15 protein-coding genes are annotated in these 17,860 nt (G+C 39.4%); 7 read left to right on the top strand and 8 right to left on the bottom strand.

From position 1 onward, the window contains the following. Positions 1–203 precede the first annotated feature (203 nt). From ettA to WNY98_RS11125, 4 genes are all read left to right on the top strand, one after another. Positions 204–1,877 (top strand): energy-dependent translational throttle protein EttA, encoded by a 1,674-nt coding sequence (ettA, locus tag WNY98_RS11140; protein ID WP_024598271.1) that lies wholly within the window; start codon positions 204–206, stop codon positions 1,875–1,877. Positions 1,878–2,023: 146 nt separating this feature from the next. Then, complete coding sequence (locus tag WNY98_RS11135; RefSeq protein ID WP_342877921.1) at positions 2,024–2,392, top strand: PilZ domain-containing protein; 369 nt, start codon at positions 2,024–2,026, stop codon at positions 2,390–2,392. Positions 2,393–2,445: 53 nt separating this feature from the next. After that, complete coding sequence (locus WNY98_RS11130) at positions 2,446–3,354, top strand: histone deacetylase (RefSeq protein WP_024598273.1); 909 nt, start codon at positions 2,446–2,448, stop codon at positions 3,352–3,354. A 62-nt stretch (positions 3,355–3,416) separates the two neighbouring features. Continuing rightward, positions 3,417–3,920: a TlpA disulfide reductase family protein gene (locus WNY98_RS11125; protein WP_342877920.1), complete on the top strand. Its 504-nt coding sequence runs from the start codon at positions 3,417–3,419 to the stop codon at positions 3,918–3,920. 1 nt (position 3,921) lies between these two features. Here WNY98_RS11125 and WNY98_RS11120 read toward each other — a convergent pair whose 3' ends face one another. Beyond that, positions 3,922–4,923 carry a helix-turn-helix domain-containing protein gene (locus tag WNY98_RS11120; protein WP_342877919.1) on the bottom strand — a complete coding sequence of 334 codons (1,002 nt, stop codon included), beginning with the start codon at positions 4,921–4,923 and terminating at the stop codon, positions 3,922–3,924. Next, the gene (locus tag WNY98_RS11115) at positions 4,907–5,827 is read right to left on the bottom strand and encodes a GGDEF domain-containing protein (RefSeq protein ID WP_076925143.1); all 921 of its coding nucleotides are present in this window, start codon (positions 5,825–5,827) and stop codon (positions 4,907–4,909) included. Before WNY98_RS11115 ends, WNY98_RS11120 begins: the two co-directional genes overlap by 17 nt. Before the next feature lie 297 nt (positions 5,828–6,124). Between WNY98_RS11115 and WNY98_RS11110 the strand changes: the two genes are divergently transcribed. From WNY98_RS11110 to WNY98_RS11100, 3 genes are all read left to right on the top strand, one after another. Then, positions 6,125–8,428 carry a TonB-dependent receptor gene (locus tag WNY98_RS11110; protein ID WP_342877918.1) on the top strand — a complete coding sequence of 768 codons (2,304 nt, stop codon included), beginning with the start codon at positions 6,125–6,127 and terminating at the stop codon, positions 8,426–8,428. A gap of 78 nt (positions 8,429–8,506) precedes the next feature. After that, positions 8,507–10,465: a phytase gene (locus WNY98_RS11105; RefSeq protein WP_342877917.1), complete on the top strand. Its 1,959-nt coding sequence runs from the start codon at positions 8,507–8,509 to the stop codon at positions 10,463–10,465. A 149-nt stretch (positions 10,466–10,614) separates the two neighbouring features. Continuing rightward, on the top strand, positions 10,615–11,280 hold the full coding sequence (locus WNY98_RS11100; protein ID WP_342877916.1) for a hypothetical protein: 666 nt from the start codon (positions 10,615–10,617) through the stop codon (positions 11,278–11,280). Positions 11,281–11,381: 101 nt separating this feature from the next. On the opposite strand, the gene cyoE is transcribed toward WNY98_RS11100, so the two are convergent. The 6 genes from cyoE to WNY98_RS11070 form a co-directional block, all read right to left on the bottom strand. Further along, positions 11,382–12,266, bottom strand: a complete 885-nt coding sequence (gene cyoE / locus WNY98_RS11095; protein WP_010555184.1) for a heme o synthase — start codon at positions 12,264–12,266, stop codon at positions 11,382–11,384. A gap of 9 nt (positions 12,267–12,275) precedes the next feature. After that, complete coding sequence (gene cyoD / locus WNY98_RS11090; RefSeq protein WP_076925148.1) at positions 12,276–12,632, bottom strand: cytochrome o ubiquinol oxidase subunit IV; 357 nt, start codon at positions 12,630–12,632, stop codon at positions 12,276–12,278. Beyond that, positions 12,632–13,273: a cytochrome o ubiquinol oxidase subunit III gene (gene cyoC / locus WNY98_RS11085; RefSeq protein WP_076925149.1), complete on the bottom strand. Its 642-nt coding sequence runs from the start codon at positions 13,271–13,273 to the stop codon at positions 12,632–12,634. Before cyoC ends, cyoD begins: the two co-directional genes overlap by 1 nt. Next, entirely contained in the window at positions 13,270–15,258 is a 1,989-nt protein-coding gene (cyoB, locus tag WNY98_RS11080; protein WP_076925150.1) for a cytochrome o ubiquinol oxidase subunit I, read from the bottom strand. The genes cyoC and cyoB overlap by 4 nt, the downstream gene beginning before the upstream one ends. A 2-nt stretch (positions 15,259–15,260) precedes the next feature. Continuing rightward, positions 15,261–16,214 (bottom strand): ubiquinol oxidase subunit II, encoded by a 954-nt coding sequence (gene cyoA / locus WNY98_RS11075; protein WP_076925151.1) that lies wholly within the window; start codon positions 16,212–16,214, stop codon positions 15,261–15,263. Between the two features lie 318 nt (positions 16,215–16,532). Beyond that, positions 16,533–16,952 carry a hypothetical protein gene (locus WNY98_RS11070; RefSeq protein WP_342877976.1) on the bottom strand — a complete coding sequence of 140 codons (420 nt, stop codon included), beginning with the start codon at positions 16,950–16,952 and terminating at the stop codon, positions 16,533–16,535. Positions 16,953–17,860 lie beyond the last annotated feature (908 nt).

Below are 17,860 nucleotides of genomic sequence, written 5' to 3'. Positions count from 1 at the left end.
AAACCGAAGGTCAATTATGAACTGAAAGTAAAAAATATCAACCTCTAGATGTATAGATGTCCAAATGAAATTTATTCATGATTTTATACTTTACTTACAAGCATGCTTTGGTGCTTTAAAACCCGCCATTCGTTGACTGTTTCACCCGTCAGCCACTACAATACAACATTGAAATTTTTATTACTATTTGAAGGCTTTCCTCCATGGTTTTACCTGATAAATTTATATTCTCGATGAGTCGAGTATCTAAGGTTGTGCCACCTAAGCGCACTATCTTAAAAGATATTTCGTTACACTTTTTTCCTGGCGCTAAAATTGGTGTGCTTGGCTTAAACGGTTCTGGTAAATCTACGTTACTACGTATTATGGCCGGTGTTGACCAAGATTTTGAAGGTGATGCACATCCTCAGCCTGGTACAAAAATTGGTTATTTACCGCAAGAGCCTGTTTTAGACGAAAGTAAAACAGTTCGTGAAATTGTTGAAGAAGCTGTTGGCGAAGTTAAACACGCACTTAAACGTCTTGACGAAGTGTATAACGAATACGCCATGGAAGACGCTGACTTTGACGCACTTGCAAAAGAGCAAGGCGAGCTTGAAGCTGTTATTCAAGCGCACGATGGTCATAACATTGATAACGTTTTAGAACGTGCTGCTGATGCACTTCGCCTGCCAGAATGGGATGCTAAAATTGAGCACCTTTCAGGTGGTGAGCGTCGTCGTGTTGCTATATGTCGATTATTGCTTGAAAAACCAGACATGCTTATTCTCGATGAACCAACTAACCACTTAGATGCTGAGTCGGTTGCATGGTTAGAGCGCTTCTTACACGATTACGAAGGGACTGTTGTGGCGGTAACGCATGACCGTTACTTCCTTGATAATGTAGCTGGTTGGATATTGGAGCTTGACCGTGGTGAAGGTATTCCATGGGAAGGTAACTACTCTTCTTGGCTTGAACAAAAAGATGCGCGCTTACAGCAAGAACAAAAATCTGAAAAAGCACGTCAAAAATCAATTGCGCAAGAACTTGAATGGGTTCGTTCAAACCCTAAAGGTCGTCAAGCTAAGTCAAAAGCACGTATGGCTCAGTTTACTGAGATGCAGCAGTCTGATTACCAAAAACGTAACGAAACTAACGAGATGTTTATTCCACCTGGCCCGCGCTTAGGCGACCAAGTACTTGAAGTAACTAATCTTCGTAAGAGTTTTGGCGATCGCGTTTTAATTGACGATTTAAGCTTTAGCATGCCAAAAGGTGCCATTGTGGGCATTATCGGTGCGAATGGCGCGGGTAAATCAACGTTATTTAAAATGATAAGCGGTGAGCAAGAGCAAGACAGCGGTAGCATCACCGTTGGCGAAACTGTACACCTTGCGACAGTTGATCAGTTCCGCGATGGTATGGACGAAAGCAAAACTGTTTTCCAAGAAATATCAGACGGCCAAGATGTACTAAAAATTGGTAACTTTGAGTTCCCAAGCCGTGCGTATGTAAGTCGCTTTAACTTTAAAGGTAACGATCAGCAAAAGTTTGTTAAAGACCTATCAGGTGGTGAACGTAACCGTTTACACCTTGCTAAGTTATTAAAAGCTGGCGGCAATGTGTTACTACTCGATGAGCCAACTAATGACTTGGACGTTGAAACACTACGTGCACTTGAGAATGCTATTTTAGAGTTCCCTGGTTGTGTAATGTGTATCTCACATGACCGTTGGTTCCTTGACCGTATTGCTACGCACATTTTAGATTACCGCGACGAAGGTCAAATTAACTTCTTTGATGGTAACTATACTGAATACGAAGAGTGGCTTAAAAAGACACTAGGTGCAGCAGCAACTGAACCTAAACGTATTAAGTACAAAAAAATCGGTTAATAGCTGATTTTAGATAAATTCTTAAGCCCTGCATTTATGCGGGGCTTTTTTATGCCACCAGCATTACAGGAGCATATATTGCTAGCATGTAGAGAATTACCCGCTATGCTTAATTTATTATAAAAACAGTAAGGCTAAATTGGGTTATGCAAAATCGTCGTCAGTTTTCTCGTGTGTTATTTTCGACTACCGCTTTGTTATGTTTTGATGACCACAAGTATCCATGTAAATTACTTGATGTATCGTTACATGGCGCATTGATTACAAATTGTGATGCTTTTATTGGCAACCAAAATAGCCAAGCTGCTTTGCGTTTTTCGCTTCCTCAAAGCGATATAGAAATTAAAATGGAAGTGGTAATTTGCCACATTGAAGCCGATCATATTGGTTTAAAATGCCATTATATTGATATAGACAGCATTACTTATTTAAAGCGTTTAATAGAGCTAAACTTAGCTGATGACGAACTATTACATCGCGAACTCGCCATGTTGATTCACGACACACAAGAATAGACTCATTTGGATTAGTTGATTACCATAGTGCAAACTTTTTAACTTGTGCAAACATGACTTTAAATCCACATTTACCTTTGGTATATCACCCTAACTACTCGTTTAATTTTGATCCAAAGCATCGTTTTGCAATGAGTAAGTTTGCACATTTATATCAGCATGTTGCAGAGCTTGGTTTAATCGGCAGTAACCTGGTAGAACCAATTCTCGGTACGCCAGAGCCGCTTGAGCTAATACACTGCGAAAACTATATACATGACTTGTGGAATAACCGCCTAGATGAAAAAGCAATGCGCCGCATTGGCCTACCTTGGTCAAAAGAGCTTATGGCACGTACCTTTACAGCACCTCAAGGTACGCTGCAAACAGCTCGTTTAGCACTTAAACATGGTATAGCGTGCCACTTAGCTGGTGGTACACACCATGCGCATACCGATTTTGGCTCAGGCTACTGCATGGTTAACGATTTAGCCTTTACTACGCAAACTTTAATTGAATCGGGTGAAGTAACTAACGTACTTATTTTTGATTTAGACGTGCACCAAGGTGATGGCACAGCCGCAATGTTAGAGCATCAAGCATACGCTTATACTTGTTCTATCCATTGTGAAAAAAACTTCCCCTTTAGAAAGTCCGCTAGCGATTTAGATATTGGTTTAGCCGACAACATGAAAGACGACGAATACCTTGCCATAGTTGACGAAACCTTGAGTTATTTACTAAAAGAGCTAAACCCAAGCTTGGTACTTTACGATGCAGGCGTTGATATTTGGCAAGGTGATGGCTTGGGTAAATTAGATATCAGTTGGGATGGAATAATCAAACGCGACCACTTAGTGCTTAAACGCTGCCTTGAGCACAACACGCCCGTTGCCACAGTAATAGGTGGTGGCTACGATAAAGACCACCTTCGCCTCGCTAAACGCCATGCTATTGTTGTTGAGCAAGCTGCTGGCTTTTAGTTTGAAATAAAAATGTTAAATTCTCGTTCTTATTTAATATGTAAAATAAGAACGAACATATTATGAAACAACTATTTATTGCCATCGCACTAATTTTTATAAGCTTTACAAGCTATTCTCAAGAAGAAAGCACGCAAGAAACATACCCTAAGCTACCTACATTAAATTTACAAATGGCTGATGGTTCTGCTCTCAATACTCAAGATTTATTAGGTCAACCTTACGTTTTACACTTTTGGGCAACGTGGTGTCCGTACTGTAAAAAGCTACAGCCAGCACTTCAAAAAATTGATGATATGGGCTTAAAAGTTATTGCCGTGAGCTTTAAAGAAGATGACGATGCTGCTCCTGCTAAAGCACTTTCAAGCAGAGGTTATACTTTTAAAACAGCCGTAAAAGCCGATACAATAGCACAGCAATTAGGTATACGAGGCACACCTACTACATTATTTGTAAATAAAGAAGGCAATGTAATTTGGCTGACTAATACGTCAAACCCAGAAGATCCAAACCTACATTTAAAGGCACGAACTTTGTTGCACTCCATCGATATGGCAACTGAGTGACTTATTGCGTTTTTAATTGATTAGGTGTTAGACCTGTCCAGCGCTTAAAGGCTCGCCGAAAGTTAGGTATATCGTAAAAAGCTAAATGCTCAGCGACTTGTTCGTTATGTTTAGCGCACAGAGTAAGTAGGTAAATAGCTTTGTGCTTATTTTGCTCATCTATTAACGCTGAAAAGCGTACCCCATTGAGTTTGAGCCTGCGCTTAAATGTAGCTGAACTCATATCAAAGTGCTTTGCTGTACACTCTAAATTAGCACTTGGGTGAGAGTATAAGTATCTACAAGCGGCTTCAATAAAAGTCATGCTAACTACGTTTTTATTATCTAGCTGCGACTGCGCTTGCATGAATCGTAATTGACTCGCATGCGGGTTTTTAGCTCTTAACATGGCTTTATTTAATACCCAGCGAGTACATGGCTTATCAAAACTTACCTTTAGCCCTAAATTTTGTTCGTATTCTTGAATATGCCTAGGGCGTTTAAAAGCAAAGTCGAACTGACAATACGGGTAACTTTCGCTCACTCGTTTAAGTAAACTATAAAATGCAGTGCTATATATCTCTAGCACATAGCGGTAAAGGCTTTCATCAAGCCCATGTGCTGGCTGAATATAAATATAAACGTTATCGTTTTTAATATACGTTTGGCTAAATAATAAAGGCGCTAATTGCATTCTTAAAAGTGATAATTGCTTTAATACTTGAGCTAAATTATCGCTATATATTAATGCCTGAGCTTCAGCTCGAGTGTCGTTAATAAGTTGACTACCGAGTAAAAAACCACTGTCAGTACTTTTCATCAATAACTTAAATTGAGCTAATAAACGCACCTGCTGAGACACACTAAATGCATGTTGAAAATTAAGTAAGTCTTGTTCAAAAATACCGGTACCGCGTAGCAGTTTATGTAAATTTATATCTCGGCTTTGAGCAAGCTCTACAGCTGACGTAATAAGCCCTTGAGCGCTTAAATATTTATCGTCTTGGCTAACAAACGTATGCACGGTGCACTACTTTTTGTTGATGCTTTTTTTGTTGTAATTGACTATGCAGTTGGCTTGTTAGTTTACTTGTACTGCTATGCTTATTACCTTGTATTAAGGCGGTAGTGACATATTGAAATTTTGCTTTTTTAGATGCTTCAACTTTAAATGCACAGTGTTTTAGCGCCCCTTTAATTTGCGCCATCAGCTCTTTAGCTTGCTGCTCTGTAGTGGCTGGCATTAATACCATAAAGCAGTCTCCTGCGTAGCGGCACACTACATCACTTAGTCGGCAGTTCATTAATAATAACTCGCTAATTTCACGTAGTAACCGGTCGCCTTCACTAAAGCCAAACTCACTATTAAAATGAGAAAAGTCGCGTATATCAATAGCTCCTAACCAAAACGGCTGTGTGTTAATTGATTGCTCATTAATTGCTGAATCTAGATACTGCGCCTTATAAAGACCCGTTATTGAACACACCTTATCGTGCTCACGTAAATGCGCTTCACGGCGGCGTAGCTGACGATTTAATACGTACTGCTCTTGATGCCAATAATACAAACCTATACTTGTTAATAACATGCCTAACGGAGCGGGCAGAGATTCAATCCAACTCAGCCATTGGTGCGCAGGGTGCATTAGCCATTCATCAAGTAAATCGAGCGTTGCCGAGAACATAAACAGCCCTACTCCTATCACTAAGTAAGTGGTTACTTTACTCGGTGGTCTTGAAATTAATAACGCGATAATCCATACAAGTGTCATTAATACAATACCGCCCTCTCCCATAATATCGAGCCACTGAATACTGGCGTAAGTTTTTAATACTCCTAAATAACTACTTAAAAATACAGCGCTAAAAAACATCGCAATAATAGCGTTTATTAGTAATCGGTGGCTGATAAAAGGGTTAAATCGCATGTGCAGTATCTCGTTTATAAATGAGCTTTAAAGTTAGTTCATACAAGCTTGTGTTAGCAGGGTCATATTAGCTCAGCTATGTGACAACTAGATGATACATACCTTAAAAACAGCCCTGCACAGTAGATAACACCAGCCTTTACAGGGAGTGATAAAAGCTCAATACGCTCTGCATATTGCTCAAGTACCTCTAAATACATGTATTTAAAATAAACCCTGTCACATTTACGTAATCAATTATCTTTAGCTTGCTCGCCATACCAAGAAACAACCCTGTAATAACCAAGAGCAAATACAATGAAACACTTTAAAATAAAAGCACTGGTAGCCGCATTAGCTTTATGTAACTTAACGGCTTATGCAGAAGATGATGCAAAAGAAACCACGAAAAAAGATATAGAAGTTTCTGATAAAATTGTTGTATATGGTGAAATTGGTTATAGAAATCGCTCTGACGAACTCGCGCCAACCTTAGAATACTCACAAGAGTACTTTCAGCGTTTTGAGCCATTAACTGCGGGCGATGCATTAAAACGTGTACCTAGTGTTACATTTTTATCGGATGTACTTGAATCTGACGGTGCACGTATGCGGGGCTTGAGCCCTGCTTATACAAAGGTACTTATAAACGGTGAAGAAGTACCTGGCGCAGGTGCCGACCGTTCATTTTTTGTTGACCGAATTCCGGCTGAATTAATTGAACGCGTTGAAATTATTCGCTCATCAAGTGCCAATCGCTCAGCCGACGCGATAGCGGGCACTTTAAATATTGTACTGCGCGATGGTTACAGCTTAGATGGTGGTTACTTACGCGCTGGTGGCTTACTTTATGATGATGGCGAGTTTAAAGAAAGCTTGGCTGCAGTGTACGGTACTGAATTTGCGGGGGGTCGTTTATTACTTGGTGCAAATTTACAAGGCAGATATAACCCAAAACAAAAAACGAGCCTGCGCTACGGCGATAGCCCAGAAAACAATGTAAATTTTCAAACCGAAGAGTTTGATAACCGCGAAGACCAATCTGACACTCGCGATGGCGACGACACATCACTAAACGCCAGTTACGAAATTGTTTTTGATAACGATAGTCAGTTTAATATTAGCGCTATGTGGGTTGATACAGAGCGCACTGAAGATGAACGTTCGTTTGAATACGACGATACCACTGCAACCAGCAATGATATTGTAAATGGCGGAAACCTAGAAACCGATAATGCCAATGTTAAGTATATTGACCAAACTAATTACAACATCAATACCGCCTATGAATTTCCACTGCTAAACGGCACAAGTAAATTAAAGTTTGGTATCGCCAAATTTGACGAGTCGGTATACGAGCAAGAAGTAGAGCTTGATACGTCAGAGCTGCCAATGATATTTGAAGAAGAACAAGCTCAAAGTGACATAGACGATAAAGAATGGACCCTGCAGTGGCAACATAGCCAACCTTGGGGTGACAGCAAAGAAATTCAGTTTGGTGCATTTTTACAAAATAAAAAGCGCGATAGCAATATTTTTGAAGCCGAAGACGAGCTTGAATTAGCACTTACAAGCTGGGATCAATATGCGGGAACACCTTTATCTTTGGCTGTATTTACCAGTGAATTTGAACCGGTTGTTGGTGGCGTAAACACGCTAGAGGAAGATCGCTTTGATGTGTTTGCCCTTATTAAACACCAAGATGATTTATTTGCCTGGGAATTGGGCGTTCGCTGGGAGTCTACTGATTCAAAAATTAATGATAAAACAATTGGTGTAACCGAAGATAACAATTACGATTTTGTTCTACCTTCAGCACATTTTCGTTATAACGTGAGTGAAAATGGACGCGTTAGCGCCTCTGTTGCGCGTAGTTTACGACGCCCCGAGTTTGATTTTCTAACACCAGCACTTATCGAAAAAGAACTTGGCGATAACGACCAACTAGGTAACCCAGAATTAAAACCAGAATCAGCTTGGGGTATGGATTTAGGCTACGAATACCGCTTAGGTAAAAGTGGCGTTGTAGGCATTAATTTATTTTACCGCAAAGTAAACGACCTAATAGAAATAGCAAATACAGGACAAGAAGGCTCTGAAGGTGAAGGTACATTTGTATTGCAGCCTCGCAACACAGGCGACGGTAACGTAAAAGGAGTTGAGCTTGATTTATCTACTCCGCTTGGCGCATTTAGCATGCCTAATACTGGAGTATTTTTAAATTACTCATGGCTTGATAGTGAAGTAACCGACTTTTTTGGGTCTCGAAAATTTAACGATCAATCAGACTACGTTTATAACGTTGGGTTTATTCAAGACTTACCCGATCTCAAAGCTGCATTTGGGGCAACTTACCGTAAGCAAGGTGATACTTATGGGCGTATTGTAGGTGAAGAAGTAACAACATCTTACAGTGCCGATTTTGAAGTGTTTATAGAAAAACGCTGGGAAAACGTAACGCTGCGTTTAGTGGGCTCCAACCTGCTTGATGCAAGTAAAGACGAAACCTTTAATAAGTTTGATACCGTATCAGATCAGTTCGACCGTAGCTTTGATGAGTACGAAATTGAATCTGAAGAAGCGGGTCCGGTTTACCAATTAATGCTGCGTTACGCATTTTAAATCATGGTGTTTGCGTGGTAACAATGAAGTGACTTTCTATACGTTACTCAAAACGCTCTGATCAGCAAAGGAATTATAATGAATTTTAAATTAAATAAAGCAAAAGGTTTAGTGCTTACAAGCCTGCTAATAAGCACCTTAAGTGCTTGTAGCTATAACATATCAACTAAAAAAGCATTTGAGTCTATCGAGAGCAATGCTTTTGGCCCAAGCGAGAATATGCAAGGCTCGCAAGCCGTATGGATTAATGACAACAACTGGCTACTAGCAAGCGAAAGCCAAGGCTTAGTAATGGTAAACAGCCAAAACCAGCAGAGTAAAAACATTGCTAAAGGTAGTTTTGAGGCGCTTTCTATAAGTGCACTTAATAACTCCACTTATTTATTAGCGACCATTGATAATGACCAAGATAATGTCGTTATTTTTAAATTACAGCAAGCCAATAACAGCTGGAATATAAAAGAGTTAACTCGTATTAGTCCACCACAAGCTCAGCCCGATACAGTGTGTTTATTTAATAATAAAGACAATAATACTGTGTCGGCATTTGTGCCTGATGTACGAGGTTTGATTACCGAAACTGTTATTTACGACACAAGTAATAATGAAACAACAAATGTAAGCATGCGTGAATTTGCAGGAGTAAGCGAAGCTGCAGGATGCGCTGTGAGCGAGCAAAGCAACACACTTTTTGTAAGTGAAGGTGAAGTGGGAATTTGGTCTATAAATGCCAATGCAGAGTCGCAAGCTGATAAAAAACCAATAGCACTCGTTGCTCCTTTTGGCTCACTAAATAGCGAAATAGGCGCTCTTTTTACATCAACCGACGGCACGCTGTGGTTTACAAGTACACATGATAATACAATGTATGCCTATAACCCTGTTACTAAAAGCATTAATAATTGGCAACTAAATGGCAATTTAGCTTTAGAGTCTGTTGCGGTTAAATACACCGCAAACAATAAGGCTATTGCGGTGTTATATAACGATGAAACAGGCGCATATACACAAAGTACAATACCAGCAACACCAGTTAAAAATGCGGGTAAAAACACTGTTAAAAAATTGACACATATACATGCCAGTGCACAAACAACGCCTGTACAAGCATTTGGTGATGCCGCAGATGATCCCGCTATTTGGGTAAACTCAAGTAACCCTGCAAAAAGCTTAATTTTAGGCACAGATAAACGTCGAGGCTTAATGGTTTACAACTTACAAGGCTGGCTTGAACAATCAATTGAGATTGGTCGCTTAAATAATGTAGATGTTCGCCAACACCCTAGTATTAAAAATAGTACGAATACTTTAATAACCGCGAGTAATCGGACAAATAACAGCATAAGTGTTTTAACAGTTGATAATAACGAGGTAAAACACCTTAATGATATTGCAACCAATCTCAGCGAAATATATGGCATGTGTATGTATTCATCAGCAACAGGGAATTATGTATTTGTTAATGATAAGTCAGGTCTTTATCAGCAATATAAACTCGACGAAAGTGGCGATAAAGTAACAGGTAAATTAGTTCGAGAATTTAATCTACCTAGCCAACCAGAAGGCTGTAGTGCAGATGATGCGCGTGGTGAACTTTTTGCAGGTGAGGAAGACGCCGGTATTTGGTATATAGGCGCTGAGCCTACAGCTGATAATACACCGGTTATGCTACAAGGCATAAATGAGCAACTTGTTGATGATGTTGAGGGTATGGAAATTTACCACGGCACAAACGCACGTTACTTAGTTGTTTCTAGCCAAGGCGATGATAGCTACGTGCTGTATAAAATAAGTAATAATAATCAGGATGTTAAAACACCCAGTTTAGAGTTTGCAGGTAAGTTTAATATAGTAAGTGACTTGGCTAACGGTCTTGATGGCGCATCAGAAACTGATGGGTTAACCGTAACATCGAAAGCGCTACCGGGTTATCCTGAAGGTATTTTAGTTGTACAAGATGGATATAACCGACTACCGCAGCAACCACAAAACTTTAAAATAATAGATTGGCGAGAAGTAAAAAAAGCAATTAAGTAACGCTTATTTAATTGTGCTTACCCTCAATTGTAAAAGGCTCATTTGAGCCTTTTACAATATGCCTAACATTTGAATATTAAGTGTAATTAGCACAATGTAATATATATTTTTATACTACAATTTAAGCTCATAAATTAATTGAGATTATAATGCGCCTACTACTTACTTTATTACTAATCACTTTAAGTGGCTTTGCCGCAGCTGAAGAAGAAAAAGCAGAACTTCCACCGGTAGACCCCGCTTACAATGCTGAGCACCCTATGGTGTTGGTTAATCAAGGTTCGTCTATTATAGCAATGAATTTACCTGCTTATAATTCACCCAATAATGTGCAAGTAGTTTATAAAATAGGGAACCCCGATGTTGCATTTTTGGGCTTTGTTAGAAATGCAGAACTAATCACCGTAAAGCCACAAGCGTTTAATATTCAGCATTTAATGCGTGGTGAGGAAATTACAATTACTGCCGATATTTACGAGGGTGATTATCAACAAGGTGGCAGTTTAATTTATTCAAAAAAAGAACTGGTCTTGGATAAGCAATTGTATGCTAGAGAGCTTAAAGAGTTGAGTGAATCATCACAATGGCAAGACTACGACATGATCACACTAAACGGTACTGAGCGTATTTATATTCATAAAATTCAAAAAGCGCCGAGCTATAACCATCTTATTTTTGTCGATTTAGTTAACGCCTGTATGCAAAAATTTCGGACATCTAAACGTGTACCACCTGAAAATGAGCTTACCTATAAATTTATTAATTGCGGTACGCTTAAACCACTTTATTACAATGCTGATGATTTAAAAAAGTAAAAGAGCGAGAATAAAAATGTTCAATTACTTTAATATTTAGGCATAAAAAAAGGCTCTTTCGAGCCTTTGGATTAACTTTGGAATAGTTAAAAATTTTTAAATTAGGTAAGCGTTAATAGCTGTGGAGCAACGCTGTGATAATCAACAGCCATAGCAATACTTAACGCTGTAATATTAATAATTGAAAATGCGAACACTTTACGTGCCCAACTGCTCATATCAATATTACGACGATAACCGCGCAGCGCCATTAACAACCACCAAAAGCTGGTAATACAAGCAACAGCCATAAAAGCAGCACCTGTGTAGCCAGTAATTGGCAATAACATCACCACTAATGCGTATACAGCGATGTAAAGTACGATATGGCGCTTTGCTTTATCAATACCTTGAGCTACTGGTAATACAGGAATACCTGCAGCTTGGTAATCTTTAAAGCGAAAAATAGCGATAGCGTAAGAGTGCGGCATTTGCCACAAGCTAAACATAACTAGCAGTATTAATGCGCCCATATCGAACTGCCCTGTTACGGCGCAGTAACCTACTACTGGCGGTACAGCGCCAGAAAGGCTGCCTACAAAAGTGCCATATACTGAGTTACGTTTCATGTAGAGGCTATAAACCCCTACATAAATTACGTAGCCAAAGGCTGCAAAAAATACCGCGGCTTGAGTGGTATAGGCGATAAGTAAACCAAAGCCAATAACGCCCAATAAAATACCGTGGCTAAGTGCAGCAAAGGCCGACATTTCGCCTGTTACTGTTACTCGCGTACGAGTACGAGCCATGGCTACATCTATGTCTCTATCAATTACATTATTGATAGCACAACCCGATGCAACCACTAGCGACAAGCCAATTAATGTGGCAATCATTAACCATGGATCTATATCACCGCGCGAGGCAAGTAAAAACCCGCCCGCTACGCTGATTAAATTGCCCATGATAATACCCGGCTTAGTCACTGATAAATAACGACGAAACATCTTCAACTCCTAGTACATCATCATTGCGTTAGATTCATAAATGATCCAAACAGATAACCCAACCACCATTACGATGATCAGGGCACTGAATAGGAATGAGAAAGTACTTGCACGGCCATTTTCGGTCGTAAAATTAAGGTGTAAAAAGTATTTTAAATGCACCCAAATTTGTACGATTGCTAAAGTAACAATGCTCCAAAGCGTTGTTACTTTTGAGAAGTCACCTTCCATTACCATGTAAAACGGTATAGCAGTTAAAATTACCGATAGCACAAAGCCAATTAAGTAAGTTTTAACACTGCCATGAGATTCATCATGATGATCACTTTGCGTTTGCTTTAACGCATGCGTTTCGCTGTGGCTCATTACATTGCTCCCATCAAATAAACAACGGTAAATACACAAATCCAGACAATGTCTAAGAAGTGCCAAAATAGGCTTAAGCAGCTTAAACGCGTTACGGTTGCTTTACCTAGACCACGTTTAGCAACTTCAATCATCATTATGGTCATCCAAATTAGACCGGCTGTTACATGTAAACCATGTAGGCCAACTAATGAGAAAAACGATGTTAAAAAGGCACTTTGTTGTGGGCCATTACCGTGCACAATTAGATGATGAAATTCGTATACTTCCATACCAATAAACACAGCACCTAAACAAAACGTAACAAATAACCAAGTCAGTGTTAGTGCCTTTTTTTGCCCTTGAGCGGCAATCATGGCAAAGCCAAAGGTAATACTACTAATAAGTAGTGCAGCAGTTTCTACTGCTACAAAGTCGAGTTCAAAAATATCTTTACCCGATACACCACCTGCTGTGTTCATAAATAAAACAGCGTAAGTGGCAAAAAACGAGGCAAACAATAGGCAATCGGTCATTAGATATAACCAAAAGCCAAATATCGTATCGCCAGATGTGTCGTGATGATCATGCGCGTGGGCATGGTCATCGTGTGATACAGAGTCTAAACTTGCTGATTCTAAATTTGCTGAAAGTGTACTCACGCTTTTAGCTCCTTATTCCCACTTGAATTATATGCAGCTTCAATGCGTGCAATTTCATCAGGTTGTATGTAGTAGTCAACATCGCTGGTGTAACAACGCTTGATAAATATGGCAATTCCGCCCACTAGCCCTACAACAGCTAACCACCAAATGTGCCAAATCATTGCAAAACAAAAAGCGGTTAGGCTGGCTGCCATAAATACACCTGCGGAGGTATTCTTAGGCATATGAATTGGGCTGTAGCTTGCTTTTGTTTGATAAGCTTGGCCTTTTTCTTTCGCTTCGGTCCATGCATCAATGTCATCAATGTGTGGAATAGTTGCAAAGTTATAAATTTGTGGCGGAGAACTTGTAGCCCACTCAAGTGTGTGGCCGTTCCACGGATCACCTGTTGTATCGTCAAGCGCTTCGCGGTCTCTAAAGCTCACATATAGTTGAATAACTTGGCTAATAATACCGAACATAATAATTACTGCGCCGCCTGCAGCAATGTATAACCATATGTTCCAATCTGGATTATTAGTGTGGTTTAAGCGACGTGTCATACCTAAGAAACCAAGTACGTACAGCGGCATAAATGCTACGAAGAAACCAATAATCCAACACCAAAATGATGCTTTGCCCCATTTTTCGTTAAGTTTAAAGCCCATTGCTTTAGGGAACCAAAATACAAAACCGGCAAGATAACCAAATACAGCACCACCAATAATTGTGTTATGGAAATGTGCAATTAAAAATAAGCTGTTATGCAGTACGTAATCGGCACCTGGAATAGCAAGTAATACACCAGTCATACCGCCTACGGTAAAGGTAACCATAAAACCAAGAGTCCAAAGTACGGGTACACTAATACGTAAACGACCTCGGTAAATGGTAAATAGCCAGTTAAACAACTTAACCCCAGTTGGTACGGCAATAACCATGGTCATTACCCCAAAGAAAGCGTTAACGTTAGCACTCGACCCCATAGTAAAGAAGTGATGTAGCCAAACAATAAAGCCTAAAATTGAGATTGCACCGCTGGCGTAAACCATCGATTTGTAACCAAATAAACGCTTACCTGCAAAGGTCGAAATAATTTCAGAGAAAATACCAAACGCTGGTAATACTAATATGTATACCTCAGGGTGACCCCATGCCCAAAACAGGTTGATGTACATCATGGCGTTACCGCCCGCTGCATTGGTAAAGAAGTGAAAGTCGAGATAACGGTCAAGCGTTAGCATTGCAAGTACTGCAGTTAAGATTGGGAATGATGCTGCAATTAAGATGTTTGCCCATGTACATGCCCATGTAAAAATAGGCATTTTCATTAGGGTCATACCTGGTGCACGCATTTTAAACACGGTCGCTAAAAAGTTTACTGCTGTTAGAAGTGTACCGAGCCCGGATATTTGCAAGGCCCAAATATAATAATCTACCCCCACCCCAGGGCTAAAGGTCAACTCCGAAAGCGGCGGATAGGCCACCCAACCTGTTTTAGCAAACTCACCAAACACTAGCGACATATTAATTAAAATGGCACCGCTGGCTGTAAACCAAAAGCTTAAGTTATTTAAAAATGGGAATGCAACATCGCGAGCACCAATTTGAAGTGGTAATACAATGTTCATTAAGCCAATCATAAATGGCATTGCCATAAATATGATCATAATTACGCCGTGGGCAGTAAATATTTGGTCGTAGTGCTCAGGTGGTAAGTAACCTGGCGCACCACTGGTAGCAAGTGCCAACTGCGCACGCATCATTATTGCATCAGAAAAGCCACGAAACAGCATTATTAGTGCTAAAAGAATATACATTACGCCTAAGCGTTTGTGATCAACAGACGTGATCCAGTCGCGCCAAAGCACGCCCCACTTTTTATACTTTGTAATAAGCCCAGCAATAATAAGCCCAGCTATCGCAATAACCGACATCGTGAACACAAGAATTGGCTCATGAAACGGAATTGCGTCGAGAGAAAGATTACCTAATAACGACATTATTATTCCTCGCCTTGGCTGTGAGATGAAGGCATTGAATGCTCATCCATTTCATGATGTTTTTTACTCATTTGCCCATGTTCGCCCATTGCATGATGTTTTTTATTCATGTCGCCATGTGCCTGCATGTATTTCATAACGATGGTATGAAATAAGCCGTCATCAACTTTGCCGTAATAAGCAACAGGGTTATTTTCGCTCGCTTTTGCAAGCTCAACATAATTTGCATGAGTTAGGTTATTAGCATTTGTTTTAATGTTACTAACCCACTTATCAAAATCTGCTTGAGTAGGGGTAGCAATGGCATTAAATTTCATACCAGTAAAACCAGCGCCACTGTAATTTGCCGAAAAACCTTTAAACGTGCCGGGCTCATTTGCAATTAAGTGAAGCTTGGTTTCCATCCCAGCCATTGAGTATATTTGACTACCCAATTGCGGAATAAAAAATGAATTCATTGTGCTCTCTGAAGTGATTTTATATTCAACAGGTACATTTGCCGGAAAAACTAGTTCGTTCACCGTAGCAATACCTTGCTCAGGATATATAAATAGCCACTTCCAGTTTAATGAAACCACTTCAACAGTAAGATGTTTACCTTTACCTTCAATTGGTTTGTATGGGTCAAGCTCTTGAGTAGACACCCAAGTAATAACACCTAAAATGATTACAATAACAACAGGGACTGCCCAAACTGCGGCTTCAATTTTATTTGAATGAGCCCATTTTGGAGCATAAATTTCATGAGTTTGCGTGTCTCTATATTTCCAAGCGAAATACAAAGTCATCACAATAACGGGAACGACTACAAGCAACATAAGCACGGTTGCGATGATGATTAAATTTTTCTCATCAATGCCTATTTGCCCTTTTGGATCGAGTATCCCGCCTTTACAGCCTGACAACGCCAGCACTGTACTAGCTAAAGCAATATTACAAAGGTTACGAATTAACAAGGGAGTATCCTACAAACCTAGAGTTTCAGTTTGCTGCTTAAAATAAAAACCAAAGCAACGATTTTTCAATAAAAACCCAAGTTAACTAGAATTAAATTATAAAAATAAGGGGGCTATTCAAAACCTAAAGCTCATGCCATTAATGACCTAGCAACAAACCCAGCTTTCTAAACGCATTTATATAACGTAATAAAAGTTAACTTGGGTGAGTGGTGGTTGGCTGAAATGTGTTTAAAAAACACAGAGCTACTTTGTTTTAGCTAACCTTAATTATTTACAGCAAGAACAAATAATTAAAACCAGCAACAAGATGCAGCGTTACAGGCAACCTGTAAAGCTAGGTGGAGCACGACAACCATGTGAAGAGATCACAGGCTGAAGAACTTTAGCCTCGCTAAAAGCAAAGGCTGCTTTACGGAGGATTATGCCAGCACGACGCGCTGGACAAATATGGAACAATAACCAACAAAGGCCAATAAGTAACTGACTTGATATGATTGGATGAGCTAAAAATCCAGCAATAGTAAGTAACAGGGGCTCTACAATAAACCCATCACTCAATAATGCTTCAAGCTTGAAGGCATCCTCTAATGCACCGCTTAGCAACATTACAGTATTAAACACTAATAAAGTTATAGCTACACACACGCCCTTACCCGCTTTATTCAAGCGTTCACACGTAACTGGTTCGCTTGGGGCGAAATCAGTATTGGTATGACGTAAAGAAAGTATGTTCAAAGACATTAACCTACTAAAATGACTATAACAAAATTAGAGTAATACAGTTTGCAATGGAAAAATTAAAAAAACATTGCCGCTGTAAGCCCTAAAACCAGGTGCTAAATACGATCAAATCCGGTTAGCACAAATTCACCTTGTGAAAATTGATCCGTATCAATCAAACTTTCAAAACTTACTGAAAGTTCGAACGTGAGTATAACAAAGAGAATTTTCTGTTCAACTAAAAATCAATTAATTTGAGTTAAGCTTTAGAAGCTATTTTGTTAATAAAAAATAACAAGATAAAAAACAATCGATTAGATCAAATAAAAAAGATTTAAATAGAAATATTTAATAGAATTATAGCTTTTTAGGAGGGAGTAATAATTGTGTGGCACAAATAAAAACAGCCCAAATTCAGTCACCACCGAACTTGAGCCGCCTTTCACACTGACAACATCTTCACACACAATATAAAGATTTTTGGTTTACACTGCGTGGCATTGTAAGGAATAAAAACAACTCAAATACAGTCACCACCGGATTTGAGCTGCCTTTCACACTGACAACATCTTCACACACAATATAAAGATTTTTTGTTTACACTGCGTGGCATTGTAAGGAAATAAAAACAACTCAAATGCAGTCACCACCGAATTTGAGTTGCCTTTCACACTGACAACATCTTCACACACAATATAAAGATTTTTGGTTTACACTGCATGGCAATTGTAGGGAATAAAAACAACTCAAACTCAGTCACCACCGAACTTGAGTTGCCTTTCACACTGACAACATCTTCACACACAATATAAAGATTCTTGGTTTACACTGCGTGGCATTGTAGGAAATAAAAACAACTCAAACTCAGTCACCACCGAACTTGAGTTGCCTTTCACACTGACAACATCTTCACACACAATATA

Origin of the sequence: Pseudoalteromonas sp. AS71, assembly GCF_038900275.1 — a bacterium.
Lineage (GTDB): Bacteria > Pseudomonadota > Gammaproteobacteria > Enterobacterales > Alteromonadaceae > Pseudoalteromonas.
The sequence above is the reverse complement of the archived record's forward strand: the minus strand, read 5'-3'. Positions and strand labels throughout refer to the sequence as shown.

Excerpts from the sequence above, each read along its gene's own strand:
- WNY98_RS11110 (WP_342877918.1), top strand. The coding sequence starts at position 6,125 with ATGAAACACTTTAAAATAAAAGCACTGGTAGCCGCATTAGCTTTATGT.
- ettA (WP_024598271.1), top strand. The coding sequence starts at position 204 with ATGGTTTTACCTGATAAATTTATATTCTCGATGAGTCGAGTATCTAAG.
- WNY98_RS11100 (WP_342877916.1), top strand. The coding sequence starts at position 10,615 with ATGCGCCTACTACTTACTTTATTACTAATCACTTTAAGTGGCTTTGCC.
- WNY98_RS11135 (WP_342877921.1), top strand. The coding sequence starts at position 2,024 with ATGCAAAATCGTCGTCAGTTTTCTCGTGTGTTATTTTCGACTACCGCT.
- WNY98_RS11130 (WP_024598273.1), top strand. The coding sequence starts at position 2,446 with ATGACTTTAAATCCACATTTACCTTTGGTATATCACCCTAACTACTCG.
- cyoD (WP_076925148.1), bottom strand. The coding sequence starts at position 12,632 with ATGAGCCACAGCGAAACGCATGCGTTAAAGCAAACGCAAAGTGATCAT.
- WNY98_RS11105 (WP_342877917.1), top strand. The coding sequence starts at position 8,507 with ATGAATTTTAAATTAAATAAAGCAAAAGGTTTAGTGCTTACAAGCCTG.
- WNY98_RS11125 (WP_342877920.1), top strand. The coding sequence starts at position 3,417 with ATGAAACAACTATTTATTGCCATCGCACTAATTTTTATAAGCTTTACA.
- cyoB (WP_076925150.1), bottom strand. The coding sequence starts at position 15,258 with ATGTCGTTATTAGGTAATCTTTCTCTCGACGCAATTCCGTTTCATGAG.
- cyoE (WP_010555184.1), bottom strand. The coding sequence starts at position 12,266 with ATGTTTCGTCGTTATTTATCAGTGACTAAGCCGGGTATTATCATGGGC.
- WNY98_RS11115 (WP_076925143.1), bottom strand. The coding sequence starts at position 5,827 with ATGCGATTTAACCCTTTTATCAGCCACCGATTACTAATAAACGCTATT.